The following is a 13,544-nucleotide window of genomic DNA, read 5'->3' on the forward strand; positions in this document are numbered from 1 at the left end:
TTTGCACGGCGACAAATCATTATACCTTAAAAAACCTCAAATGATTGCATAGCAACCATCTCAGGTTTTGAAAATTATGATTTGTTTGAAAATTAAATCCGATCGAATATCTGCGGAATGTGGGTTTTACGGAGATGATTTTTCCGAAAAACAGCGTCGGCTCCTTGCTGTTTTACCAAAACTAAATCGACATAATTACCATAAGCTTGATCTGCTAATACCACATCGTCGGGGACTAAATTTCCATAAATTAAACGGCTCATCACAATCTCACTCACCGCCAAGGATGCTATACCAGCAGATACCACTGCACCTGTAAGTAATGAAAATAGAACTACCATTTTTGCAATAGTCCATCCACATCCTGGTTTTTGATTGCTGTGTTGCGGATACTCGGCTTGATTTTCCTCAGTATCACTCATCAATACTGTTGTCCCATCTAATACTCGCACTCGTCGTCCACACCATTGTTGTTCTATCCTCCCTTCCTTTTCTAAGTTTTCTGCGACTATTGGTACTAACTGTTGAACGAGTTTTTCTGGTAGTCGTTTACGAGCTTTACTATATGCCCCGGTGTCAGAAGCTACGGTGTACACACAAGTCGAGTTGGAAATCAGATGACCCAAAAAAACGGAAATTTATTTTTTTAATCCTTGATTTCCCGTCAACCATTATCAATAAGCTAAAACAATTGATAAAAACTTCGCTACTCTCAAAACTTTGCCTACGTCAGGTTGTGTCAGACATAGCCAGGTTTCTAGGAGTTGTGTGTACACCGTAGGTGTCAGAAGAAGGAGACTTGGCGGAGGCCCCGCTCAGCCACGTACTCATCCGCTTCACGGCTTGACTCAAACTTTTGTCGGGATCGAGTACCTGGGATACCATTGCCCACAGGGTGACAAAAGAGCGGTAGATGCTTTGGTAGTAGGTGATCTTCTCATAAGCTAGAAGCTCTTGGATTAAGGCATCTGGCAGCAGCTTTTCCCAAGGTGAGGCAACGCTTTGCAAAAATTGTTGTTTGAGAATGGACGCACGATTTGGCATAATGGAAGGAGATATTTTGGTTTGTAAGGCAATTATCTATGTATATCTTGCCTTACAGATTTTTTTTTCGTCACTTTTTCAGTGCCATTTAACTACAGTCAAGAAGTAACGATCCGAAAAACAGCACCAATTACGGGGTTTAATCTAGCAGGTAAATGGCTGGGTAAATATCGAAATTTTACTACAAAGGAACCTTGGTATATTCTGACTAGCTTGGCAGATATACAAGCAGCAGTTGATGCCTATGCAAAAAGATTTGGAATTGAAGAGATGTTCAGAGACTTTAAGGGTGGAGGATATAACCTAGAAAGGACTAATCTGACGGGTGAGCGATTGAGTAAATTATTGATTTTGTTATCACTAGCATACTTGAAGAGTATAATTCAAGGGGTAGAAATCAAGTCAAAGCAAGTTCAAGAATATCTAAGTAGAAAAACAGAAAGTCACAGAAAATATGCACGCCATAGCACTTTTTATATTGGACTTTGGGGTGAATCATGGGTCGATTCGATGTTTAGTGATTGGCAGGTTGTTGTTGAATTAATGTCTTTATCTCCACATAAACTGCCTAATTATCAACAAGGCATAAGAGCTATGAGGCTTATTCTATCAGGGTTATAGGTGACTTGTCGCCCCGACAGGTTTTTCAGTAATTATTAGTTCACAAATACAGCTTTTTACTGTGCGCGGTCGTCCTTGTTCTGTTCATGTTGCTTCTTCGATCAAAAAAAACCGATCTGTGGGCCCACTGTTTCAAGCCATTGTTGCCTGAGATGTTTTTCAGGCGGGCGTTGCTTAATCATGGTATGAAAAAAATAAGTTTAAAATCCAAAACCTTTGTGGATACTGGTTTCTATGACAGACCTATTTAGCCTTTCATACCGTAAATCAGCAACGCCCAGAAACCCAGTGTCTAGCTGTCATATTTTTTTCGATCGCACTTCGGCGCTGACATTGAAATAAAATAACAAAAGTTCGATCGCGCGCACGTACAAAAAATCGGCAAGGAGTCGCACCAGTGACAGACGGCGAAGGCACACAAACATCAGTACAGATTGACAATCGGGACTATTCATGGCCCTTTTGGCCAATTGTCCCCATCTATCCCTACAGTAAGCGGCGGACAATCCGCAAGGAAATAGTCAAGGACAAAATCTGGACTTTTGACCAACTACAAGGCATTTTCTACGTAATTGTGCCGATTCGGATGACAGTCATCAAACTCGAATCCGAAGGCCTTCTCGTCTACGCCCCCGTCGCGCCGACTCCAGAGTGCATCCGCTTGGTAAACGAGTTAGTCGCAGAACATGGCGAGGTTAAGTATATCCTGCTGACAACGGTTTCGGGCATCGAACACAAGGTATTTGTCGGCCCCTTTGCTAGGTGTTTTCCCGAAGCAGAGGTGTTTGTCACTCCCAAACAGTGGAGTTTTCCGCTAAATTTGCCGCTGAGTTGGCTGGGTTTGCCGGGAAAACGCACTTCTGTACTGCCTGTTGATAGCAGCAACACGCCCCTTGCAGGTGAATTTGATTGGGCAATCCTCGGCCCGCTCAACCTCGGTTTAGGCTTTTTTGCGGAAGTTGCGCTATTTCACAGGCGATCGCGCACGCTAATGTTAACAGATTCCGTGGTTTCGATTCCCGAAAACCCGCCGGCGATTCTCCAACTCGACTCGTACCCGCTGCTATTTCACGCCAAAGACACCGCTTTGGATGTGGTGCCAGACACCCAGGAAAATCGATGCAAAGGGTGGCAGAGAATCGCCTTATTTGCGATGTATTTTCGCCCTAGCGTGTTGGACGTGCCGCCGTGGTCGGGGGTGTTAGCCAGCGCCCTGAAAGCGCCAGAGCGATCGAGAAAAGCTTATTTTGGATTGTATCCGTTTAAGTGGCAAACTGATTGGGTGCGATCGTTCGAGGCTTTGCGCGGAGGAGGGCGGTTGTTGGTGGCCCCTGTGTTGCAGACTCTGATTCTCAACCGCGCGCCGAGGGAAACTCTCGATTGGGTGGATAAAGTCGCGAGTTGGGACTTCGATCGCATTGTACCTTGTCACTTCGATCGCGCGATCGACTGCAAGCCCCCCGAATTTCGCCAAGCATTCTCATTTCTGGAAAAACACTCGGTTGTTAATTCTTTACCGGAAGATGATTTTAAATTGCTGAGGGATATTGATGCTGGTTTGAATAAAACTGGTTTAGTTCCGCCTCCAAAAGAGAAGGTTTAATCAGTTATAACGACAATTAAATTGGTTCGTAGTGAGGACTTCAGTCCTCAGAAAATGCTGAGGACTGAAGTCCTCACTACGAACCTGACTGCACTAAATTACGATTTTTTCAATTTAAACTCATCAAACTTCACCACTTGCGAATCGGGTTTCCGCGTATCAAAATAATAGCTGCTAACTGTAGCATTGCCCGTGTCAAATATACTAAAAGCCGTAATATCATTACTATCAATATACGGCAATGCCAGCCCATCTTTCCCCAACAAAGGTGCAACTGTTGGCATCACAGGTTCCAATCCGTTCGGATCTCCAATCGCGCTGTAATCCTCCCGATATCCCGGCGGTACAAATCGGCGCTTTCTCCCCGAAAAGGCCCCGTAACTGTTGCCCACATTAGAAGTCTCTAAAAAGTGCATTCCGCTGGTACTCACAAACCGATTCCACAAATGTGAATGTCCGTACAAAACCAACTGCACGCCCGCCGTTTCTAGCAGCGGCATCACATCCCGAATCAGATAATCTTGCTGTTTCGGATATTCGTAACGCACCATCTTAATCTCGCCGTCCAAAGTGCGATCGACTATTTGCACTGGGTCAGTATAAGCAGGTACAATATTGTCACCCAGAGAATGCGGTGGATGGTGAAACATCACAATTTTATATTTAGCTTGCTGAAATTCCGCACTATATAACTCTTGTTCCAGCCAAGAATATTGAGCGCTGCCTTTGACAATTGGTTCAAAAATATGCTGTCCGTATCCCCATTTTTCGGGACGGTCAAAATCTTCGTCCCGTTCCCGATACCTGCCTCTGGCCCCTTGATCTAAATTCGGAGTCCGCCAGATATTTGTAACATACAAAGTCACTAACCGCACGTCCCCAAACGTCACAGCATAATAATTTTTTTCACTGGGTAAACTGAAAATTTCGTTGTAAGTATCACTATTAAAACTATTGTTTTTCAACAAAACATCTTGGTCTTTCATCCCATTTTTTTGAGTGAGGTATGGATATATTTTTTCCACAGCAGCGCGGGGTAAAGGGTCATTAAACTGGTCGTTGAGACTGGTGCTATTTGAAAACCTACCCATAATCTCATGGTTCCCAATCGTCGGAAATATAGGCGCGTGTTGGATCAGTTCGCCACCGCTGTACACTGTTTTGATGCCGTTTTTGTCGATTTCGGAGAAGGCGCGGCCTTGTAAAGCGGGGAAAAAAGCGCGGCCTCGGTCGTCGTCGAACCATTCGGAAGCGCGATCGGGTATATTAATTAAATCACCAGCCATGAAAACTGCATCAACTTTATCAATTGTTTCTGCTACTTTCTGGAGATTAGCCGCTGTCATCGGCATCAATTGATGGTCGGAAGTGAACAGGATTTTTAGCCCAATTCCGGCTGCTGGTGTCGGAGAAAGGCTGAAAATTTTGCTACTAACAGATTCACCCTCTTTTGTTTTGCTAGTCACTAGATAAGGAATGCGAACACCGGGCATTAAATTAGTAACTTCTGCTTCGTGGCGCCAGATGTGGCGGACAATTGGATTGTTATCAATTATGCCCTTTTTCATTTCATCGGAGATGTGCGAGTCTTTGTCTTCCCGAGTCCGGCTTAGCTTGGTAGTATTTGCAGTCGCAATTTTACTCAAGTTTTCGCCGTAAGCAACAATATTCCGAGTCCCAGAAAATTCGGTAAACCAAACAACTCGCACCGAGTTAGTTGTTGGAAATTGCAGAAACGGATCGGTTAAAAGTTTGGGTTTGTTGAGAAAAGATTGCATAATCAAACCTAGGAATAGGACAATCAAAATCAAAACAGCAAAAAACCACAGGTTCCGAGAAGAACCTTGGGATATTTCTGATTTTTCGGGCAATGGTGTTAACATAAGTTATTGTCATGAATCTGTCGGGGAGGGTTTCACCAGCAAAATATAACTCCCAACCTTAATATATAGCGGTTCTTAGAAAGATGAGATATGTTGTTGGGCTTGGGCCCTCTTAGTGGAACTGGTTATATAAGCTGTCAGTTATACCTCATCTTTTTGATAAAGGCTATATATACACCCGCCCCCGCTTTGAATTTTAGATTGCCAAAGTTATCAAAAAGTTAAGAAATTCTGAGAATATCTCAGAGATCGCAAACCGGGTGCATCTGGTTTTTGAAGAAGAGGGCGAAGCATGACCGCAGATAAGTTATTAGTTATAATCTCATATTGAATGCGGTCATGCTTCGCCCCTACACATATATTTGCCAAATATGAGATGCACCCCAGAAACCTCAACTATTAATCTAAAATATAGCGGTTCTCCCAAAGATGAGGTATTCACCAATTAATTAACAATTACAAAATCCCCCAATCCCCCCAATCTAAAATCTAAAATCGAATGACTCACCACATTCTCAAAGCTAACTGCAAAACCGTACACTTAGGCGGTTTCTCTCCCAAGCTAGAACCTGCTTTAACGGTCGATTCGGGCGATCGCATCGATATCGAAACCTATTCGGGGTATTATGTTGCTGACAAGGCCCCGCCGGAATTTCTGACGCCAGAATTTTTAGATATTTGTCAGAATTTACCTGACAAGCGCAAAGTCGGCCCGGGCCCGCACTTGCTAACAGGCCCGATTTATGTTAACAACGCCGAACCCGGAGACGTTTTAGAGATTTACATCGAGGAAGTTTACCCAAGTTTACCAGTAGGATTTAATGCAATTCGCGCTGGTTCAGGAGTTTTACCTACATATTTTCCCGATCCTAAATTGCGGTTTATTCCCCTAGATTTAGCACAAAAGATTGCCGAATTTCCGCCAAATAGCGGTGTCAAGATTCCCCTGCATCCATTTTTCGGAATTATCGGCGTTGCAGATTTTGAAATCAACCGTTCTTCTATTCCTCCACAACGCTACGGCGGCAATATGGACAATCAGGAATTGCAACCAGGAACGCGGTTATTTTTACCTATTGCGGTGCGCGGGGGTTTGCTGTCAATCGGCGATGGACATTCGGCACAGGGAGATGGTGAAGTTGATGGTACGGCGATTGAAACTTCGATGAATGGGACTATTCAAATCATCTTGCGTAAGGATTTATTTTATATATTTCCGTTTGCGGAAACTCCTACTCATATTGTAGTTATGGGTTTTGGTCAAACATTAGATGATGCGTTTGATATGGCGGTAAAACAGACTGTTAATTGGCTACAAAAGTATGCCGATTTTCAAGAAGAAGATGCCTATGTTTTCTGTTCCCTCGCGGTCAATTTTCGGATTACTCAGGCTGTGAATAATCCCCGCAAAGGAGTTCATGGAATGATACCTAAATCGATTTTGCCCAACGTGCAAATTATAGATAGCTGGCGACGCTCGTAGCATGATAACACCCGATCGCCAAAACAACCTCGATCGCGATCGCACAAATTACCCAAATTTGTCACTGCGGTGGCTCGATCGCGATCGCACCAGCCGTCAAAATTCAGCTTAAGATTGGGATACGTTGCAAATTCTATCTAAATGGGCTCCATGAAAAACCAGACTGACGATTCTGCAAAACAAGATTTAGTCGATCGAGCTTTTGGAAGTCCAGCCATCCCAGATCCGACAGCGTGGGTGGACGAACATTATTTTCTGGCTAATTTTGCCAATACTCTCGCCCACCTCCAAGAAAATTTATCTGATGACAGTTGCGAAATCGGCGAGAGTGCTGAGTCTGCCCAGACGAGATTGTCGCTTGATGCTAAGATTAGAGATATATTGAGAGCTAATTTTAGCGATGACTGTTGGCAGTATGTCGAAAGTTTGTTGTGAGTTTTGTAAAATTTATCAATATTTGTAGGTCGATCAATTTTGAGCGTCAATGAAGCTGTTGCAGATTTAAATTGTCTATTTCAACCGATGATTGAAAATTATTAAATTGTCTCCCGTCTTCGTATGGGACATTCTTTGATAAATTGTAATTTTTTATACTTTAGGATGGTCGGAAATTGCGATCGCCAGGAATTGCGATCGATCGCAAAAACTCAGCACTTTCTTCGGGTAAAGCTGTATTGATAAACATCCCGCTACCCAACTCAAACCCAGCTTGTTTAGAAACTCTGGGAATAATCGCTATATACCAGTGAAAATATTTTGTTGCTTGTTCTGCGATCGGCACAGAACGAATACTATAGTTGTAATCGGGATTGTTCAATCCGTAATAAAGCTGAGCGAGTACAGTTTTCAAAGTATCAGCCAGATCCGTAATTTCCGGATCGGTAATATCATCAAACGAGGAAGAATGTCGGCGCGGAAAAACCCAGATATGAAACGGTGAAAGTGCAGCGTAAGGAATAAAAGCGACAAAATGTTTGCTTTCTAAAATAACTCTTTCACCCGCTGCTAATTCATCTTCCAAAGTCCTGCAAAACAGACATTCTCCCGTATCATCAAAATAGCGAACTGCTGCATCGATGCGGCTGCGAAATTGGCTGGGAACAACGGGCGTCGCGGCTATCTGCGAGTGAGGGTGTTCGAGAGAAGTTCCCGCACTTTCCCCGTGATTTTTGAAGATGACAATTGTTTCAACGTGGGGATATTTTCTAATTTCTAAATAGCGGTGACGGTATACAAAAAGTATGTCCGTTACTTCTTCAACAGTCAACAAAGCAGTCGTCAAATCGTGTCGCGGGTGTTCGACAATTACTTCGTGAAAGCCGATTCCCGACATCATGCGGTGAATTCCCGATGATATCCTGATCCGTTCTGCTGTCGGCGAGAGGGCGGGATATTTGTTACCAATTGCGCGGACTTTCCATCCCGTGCGATCGCCCAAACGGCAAGTTTCTACTGTGCCATCTTCCTCATTTCCCACGCAAAACGGGCAGTCTGGGCGGTGTGAGGGTAGGAATGCGGGTATTTTTTTTGTGTTGGCGAATTGGTCAGGTCTTTTTGCGCGATCGGTAGCGATGATTACCCAATCTCTGGTAATTAGATTTTGTCTTAGCTCAGACATTTTCTTACCTTTTGTTTTAGGGTTGAGTCGTTTTTTATGGTAAGATAAAAGTTTGCTTGATGTCACGGCTAATTGCAAGTTTTTAACAAATCTTGACTTGAATATGTCTGTAAATCTGCGTGGGTGCGATCGGCAAATTCAAAAGAAACGCGATCGGAGTTATGCACGGGTGGTCAGAAACCGGGTTTTTGCGAGAATACTGCATTACAGTCGCAGAAACCCATAAAAACCCGGTTTCTTGGGTTTTCATGGGTAAATCGTATAAATTTAACAACAGTTTTAAGAAGTGAATAAGAATCAAAACCATCTCCGTGCATTAGCGGTTAAAATTTCTCACCCAGCCATTCCCTGCCCCTGGCCAACAATTCGTCCAAACTTTCGATCGGCCAAAACCGCACATTTCCATCCTGGGAACCAGTGATTAAAAACTTCCCATCTCGACTAAAACAAATACTGTAAATCGGACTTTTCAACTCCACAAAATCAGCCTCACCTTTGAGCAAATTTCCTTTATATCCGCTAAAATCAGCCAGTAAATACCCCTGCAAATCCCACAATTTAGCAGTACCGTCTTGTGATGCAGTGGCGATCTTATCTCCTGTGGGGCTAAAACTGACAATCCATACTGAGTCATTATGTCCGGTGAATGTTACCAAGCAGTTGCCTTGCAAGTCCCACAACTTGGCGGTTTTGTCTTGTGATGCAGTAGCGATTGTATCTCCTGTGGGGCTAAAACTTACACTATTTACCGATTTATTATGTCCGGTAAATGTTACCAAACAGTTGCCTTGTAAATCCCATAATTTAGCGGTTTTGTCAGATGAAGCAGTAGCGACTGCATCTCCTGTGGGGCTAAAACTTACACTATGTACCGAGTTGTTATGTCCGGTGAATGTTACCAAGCATTTGCCCTCCAAATCCCACAATCTGGCGGTTTTGTCTTGTGATGCAGTAGCGATCATCTCTCCTTTGGAGCTAAAACAGACGCTTCTTACGGAGTTACGATGTCCGATGAATGTTATCAAGCATTTGCCCTGCAAATCCCACAATTTGGTGGTGTTGTCATCTGATGCAGTAGCGATTATCTCATCTCCTGTCGGGCTAAAACTTACACTATTGACCGAGTTATTATGTCCGATGAAAGTTAGTAAGCGCTTACCCTGCAAGTCCCACAATTTGAAAGTTTTGTCAGATGAGGCAGTAGCGATCGCATCTCCCTGGGGGTTAAAGCACACACTTATTACCGACTTATTATGTCCGGTGAAAGTCACCAAACATTTGCCCTGCAAATCCCACAATTTGGCAGTTTTGTCTTGTGATACAGTAGCGAGATCACCTCCTGTGCGACTAAAACAGACACTTGTTACCCAGTTATGATATCCGGTGAAAGTCATCAAGCATTTGCCCTGCAAGTTCCACAATTTTGCCGTGCGGTCAGTTGAGGTAGTAGCGATCGCATCTCCTGTCGGGCTAAAACTTACACTTGTTACTGAGTCATGATGTCCGGTGAATGTTACCAAGCAGTTGCCCTGTAAATTCCACAATTTGGCGGTGTTGTCATCTGAGGCAGTAACGATCGCATCTCCTTTGGGGCTAAAACTCACACTTGTTACCCAGTTATGATGTCCGGTAAATGTTACCAAACAGTTGCCCTGCAAGTTCCACAATTTGGCGGTTTCATCAGATGAGGCAGTGGCGATCACATCTCCTGTCGGGCTAAAACTCACACTTGTTACTGAGTTATGATGTCCGGTGAATGTTACCAAGCAGTTGCTCTGCAAATCCCATAATTTCGCCGTGCCGTCAGTTGAGGTAGTAGCGATCTCATCTCCTGTCGGGCTAAAACTCACACTTGTTACCCAGTCATAATGTCCGGTGAATGTTACCAAGCAGTTGCCCTGCAAGTCCCACAATTTGGCGGTTTCATCAGATGAAGCAGTAGCGATCGCATTTCCTGTGGGGCTAAAACTCACACTATTTACCGAGTAATCATGTCCGATGAAAGTCACTAAGTAGTTTCCCTGCAAGTCGCACAATTTTGCGGTGCGGTCATCTGAGGTAATAGCGATCGCATCTCCTGTGGGGCTAAAACTCATACTATTTACCGAGTAATTATGTCCGACAAACAGGCGTCGTTCGCGGATTTTAGCAAGAATCATTTGCAAAACTAGGAGAGGATTGGTAACGGGATATTCGGTAAGCGGAGGATTGTCTGGTATCCACTTCTTTAAATTTTCTCCTACTTGAATAGCTGCCCGTAAGGCTTTTATTTGATTTCCATTCGACTGAAAAAGCGTTAAGGCATTGCGTCCAGCTTCTTCTATTTTGAAAACTCCCCTGAATTCTTTACGAAATTCTCTTAATGATTCATTATTTTTCTTCAGTTCTCGACGTTCATCATCTCGACTGGCATCTAAAAAATCATTATCCTCATCGCTCAAACGTTTCCCCACTTTCCACTGCAACGCATCATCCAACGCTTGACCGCGCAACAGTCGCGAAGTATCTTGACGATTTGAAGCTATCCAAGCGGCGAAGTTTTCCTGGTACGGGCGGAGTTTCGCTAATTCTTGCTGTACCCAATCGAGGTTAAATATTTCTCGATAAATGGGGTTATAAACTTTTAGACATCCGTTGCGTTTGACGACTAATCCTGAGAGTTGTAACTCCATTTGGTCGGGACTGTTATCAGCGGCGACCCCCCCCAGCCCACCCTTGCTAAGGGGGGGAGTAAGATTGTTTTTTTTGTCTTCATCTAAGGGTGTAACCCCCCCCAGCCCCCCCTTGCTAAGGGGGGGAGTAAGATTGTTTTTTTTGTCCTCTGCTAAGGGAGAATTAGTGCTATCTTTCGCCCTGCTTAGTAAGGGGAAATCAGTGCTATCTGTCCCCCCCCTTAGCAAGGCGGGGTTAGGGCGGGTAATAACTTGTCGATCGACGGGAGAATCAGTGCTATCTGTCCCCCCCCTTAGCAAGGGGGGGTTAGGGGGGGTAATAATTTGTTGGTAGATGCCGAGAAGTTGGCTGGTACGCTGTTGGTTGCTGAGGATGCGATCGCGAATTGTGCCGAGATGTTCGGGATTGTCGTTCTCTTCCCAATTGTTAATAATGTAAGCTTGTACCAGTGCAGCAATGTCAGGATTGCAGGTTTCTGCTCTTTCTAGGACAATCTTACAAAGTTTTTGAGTCAAAAAAGGCTGTCCGCCCGTCCAGTCTAGAATCTCATTTAAAACGTGAATAGGGCGATCGACTTTTCCCTCTAAACCTTTCGCTAAAGGTGCAGCTTGTTCCTTCGTGAAACCCTTTAATTCAATGGCTTGACCGATATTAAATGGCGTGCGTTTTTTATCTTGAATCAAATCTGAAGGTGTTGCCACGCCCAACAGACAAAAGGTAATGCGATTGTATTCTGGATTTTGGGTGCGGCGATTGTAGCAGCTTCTGATAAAAGCAAATAGATCGTCTGCCGAAAAATTCAAGCTGAGAACGCTATCAATTTCATCAATAAAAATGACTATTTGTCCGGGAACCTGCGACAACATCACCGATTCAATAAACTCCCGAAACCTTCGCAACGGAGACAGCCAACTTCTTTCCTGCCACCAATTTTTGAGATCGACATCCAGATCTAATTCATAAGCCAAAGTATCAACTATATTCGCATACCACTGTTCGGGATGCTCTAACTTCGTCTCGTCGCCAGACAAATCGATAAAAACCGATAAAATATCTACTTTTCGCAGTTTCTTGATAGTTTGCAGTGCTAAGCTAGACTTACCTATTTTTCGAGAATTAAAAACATAACAGAGTTTACCTTCCAGCAACGCTTCATAAAGCTGACTGTCAGCTTCTCGCGTTACATAGGTTTGGGTATCTTCTGGGAGAGTTGACTCAGCTATATATTGATAAGTCATAGACATTGGGAGAAATATTGACGGTACAAATCGCAGCGGGGAAAACAATCATTATTTTTTACTCGCAGCAATCCCATACTTTCCAACTTAAATGTTTGATGAGTTTTTAGTATCATCGGTTGATTTTTATTTACAAGTTCTCGGTAAACTTCTGTGAGTTCGGGACATTCTTCTAGCTTGCCCAAAAGTTCTCGTAAGTGATTGATAAATGGACTTTGTGCAGTCGGTGAAATTTCCAAAAGCTTAGTCAAACAACATTCAGGTGTTTGCAGGTAAGCAAAAGCAGTTTGCACCAAATAAGGATAGCCACCAAACATTACCATAAGTTGTTTAATCTCGGCTTCACTCAGCCAATTATGTCGGTACTGCCGTGCTAACTGCTTCACTTCGTCCACGGTAAAATCTGGCAAAGGTGGTGTAAACCCAACACCCGCTAAAGGCGATGAGTTGATATCCAGAGAACTGTAAACTTCTGTGGCATGAACGACAATTAACCGAATTTTTTGCCAGATTGCACCGCGGCGATCGTTTCTTTTAGCTGCATCATGCCACGCACGCAGTAAGCGACAAAAATCAACATTAAAAGTAGCTTGCTCAAAAACCAGGTCTACTTTTTCTAATACGAGTACCAAAGGTTGAGAAAAATCTTTGAATAAATACCTTTCTAAATATTTGGTGACGTTAGGGTTGATACCGCCTAAAGTATCATCCCAATGTGCCGCTAATTTATTCTCCAACTCCAGTAAGTCGCCCAGAGTAACGCACAACCACTGCAATAATTTACGGTAATCTCCCAAAACTTCGCTGTCAGCTTCCTCAAAACTGAGAAGTGCCGTTTTGTAACCTGCTTGCGACGCGCGATCGAGAATTTTATCTACCAGTAAAGTCTTGCCCATTTTCTGAGGAGCTTTAATCCGAATCAACGCTCCATTTTCTAAAATTTTATCATAACATTTGCGCTCGCAATCGCGCTCTATATAGTAAAATTCAACTTTTTGTCGATTGCCAGATAAGATTCCACAAGTTTCTTTTAATTTATCGCTAACTAATTGAGGTTTATACTCAGCAAATAGCGGGATTAATTCATCGCGCTGTCGTAAATGCTCGCCCGATTCATTTTGAAAACCAAATAATTCGCAAATATTTGAAATGTGATGTCTGACACTCGATCGATTATTAACTTCGATCGACTTAGCAATTTGAGCTTCTGTATTCCCTTGCAAAAATAGTTTTAGCACTTTAAGCTGTTTAGGGGTTAGCTTTTCCCACTTCGCCTCAAACTCATCTTGTTCCATCATCCGCATACCTGCCTTAACACCTTACCTACCATTTTTACTAATTTACCACCATTTTCAGCTTCAGCCCGGATTGTCAGTTGAAT

The 13,544-nt window shown here is 43.5% G+C and carries 10 protein-coding genes and 1 pseudogene; 4 read left to right on the plus strand and 7 right to left on the minus strand.

Translation table 11 applies throughout. The features are described from left to right. Window positions 1–122: 122 nt before the first annotated feature. A pseudogene (locus QZ918_RS24225) lies at window positions 123–584 on the minus strand (transposase); the annotation flags it as partial. A 145-nt stretch (window positions 585–729) separates the two neighbouring features. Beyond that, window positions 730–1,044, minus strand: coding sequence for a hypothetical protein (locus QZ918_RS24230; RefSeq protein WP_293339194.1), 315 nt, complete (start codon window positions 1,042–1,044; stop codon window positions 730–732). An 81-nt stretch (window positions 1,045–1,125) separates the two neighbouring features. Here QZ918_RS24230 and QZ918_RS24235 point away from each other — a divergent pair, with 81 nt between their 5' ends. Next, window positions 1,126–1,665, plus strand: a complete 540-nt coding sequence (locus QZ918_RS24235; RefSeq protein ID WP_293339197.1) for a hypothetical protein — start codon at window positions 1,126–1,128, stop codon at window positions 1,663–1,665. A 397-nt stretch (window positions 1,666–2,062) separates the two neighbouring features. After that, window positions 2,063–3,268, plus strand: a complete 1,206-nt coding sequence (locus QZ918_RS24240; RefSeq protein WP_293339239.1) for a DUF4336 domain-containing protein — start codon at window positions 2,063–2,065, stop codon at window positions 3,266–3,268. 98 nt (window positions 3,269–3,366) lie between these two features. On the opposite strand, the gene QZ918_RS24245 is transcribed toward QZ918_RS24240, so the two are convergent. After that, window positions 3,367–5,151, minus strand: a complete 1,785-nt coding sequence (locus tag QZ918_RS24245) for a metallophosphoesterase family protein (RefSeq protein WP_293339242.1) — start codon at window positions 5,149–5,151, stop codon at window positions 3,367–3,369. 499 nt (window positions 5,152–5,650) lie between these two features. Here QZ918_RS24245 and QZ918_RS24250 point away from each other — a divergent pair, with 499 nt between their 5' ends. Further along, the gene (locus QZ918_RS24250; protein WP_293339244.1) at window positions 5,651–6,634 is read left to right on the plus strand and encodes an acetamidase/formamidase family protein; all 984 of its coding nucleotides are present in this window, start codon (window positions 5,651–5,653) and stop codon (window positions 6,632–6,634) included. A 150-nt stretch (window positions 6,635–6,784) separates the two neighbouring features. Beyond that, window positions 6,785–7,069 (plus strand): hypothetical protein, encoded by a 285-nt coding sequence (locus QZ918_RS24255; RefSeq protein ID WP_293339247.1) that lies wholly within the window; start codon window positions 6,785–6,787, stop codon window positions 7,067–7,069. A 160-nt stretch (window positions 7,070–7,229) separates the two neighbouring features. Here the strand turns inward: QZ918_RS24255 and galT are convergent, their stop codons facing one another. The 4 genes from galT to QZ918_RS24275 all read right to left on the minus strand — a co-directional run bounded on the left by galT (window position 7,230) and on the right by QZ918_RS24275 (window position 13,461). Next, on the minus strand, window positions 7,230–8,252 hold the full coding sequence (gene galT, locus QZ918_RS24260) for a galactose-1-phosphate uridylyltransferase (protein WP_293339250.1): 1,023 nt from the start codon (window positions 8,250–8,252) through the stop codon (window positions 7,230–7,232). Window positions 8,253–8,334: 82 nt separating this feature from the next. Then, window positions 8,335–8,502, minus strand: a complete 168-nt coding sequence (locus tag QZ918_RS24265) for a hypothetical protein (RefSeq protein ID WP_293339253.1) — start codon at window positions 8,500–8,502, stop codon at window positions 8,335–8,337. Between the two features lie 73 nt (window positions 8,503–8,575). Beyond that, window positions 8,576–12,163, minus strand: coding sequence for a WD40 domain-containing protein (locus QZ918_RS24270; RefSeq protein WP_293339256.1), 3,588 nt, complete (start codon window positions 12,161–12,163; stop codon window positions 8,576–8,578). Beyond that, a complete protein-coding gene (locus QZ918_RS24275; protein WP_293339259.1) occupies window positions 12,160–13,461 on the minus strand; it encodes an AAA-like domain-containing protein in 1,302 nt (433 codons plus the stop codon). Before QZ918_RS24275 ends, QZ918_RS24270 begins: the two co-directional genes overlap by 4 nt. Window positions 13,462–13,544: the final 83 nt, after the last annotated feature.

This window comes from Microcoleus sp. CAWBG58, assembly GCF_020883045.1.
Lineage (GTDB): Bacteria > Cyanobacteriota > Cyanobacteriia > Cyanobacteriales > Microcoleaceae > Microcoleus.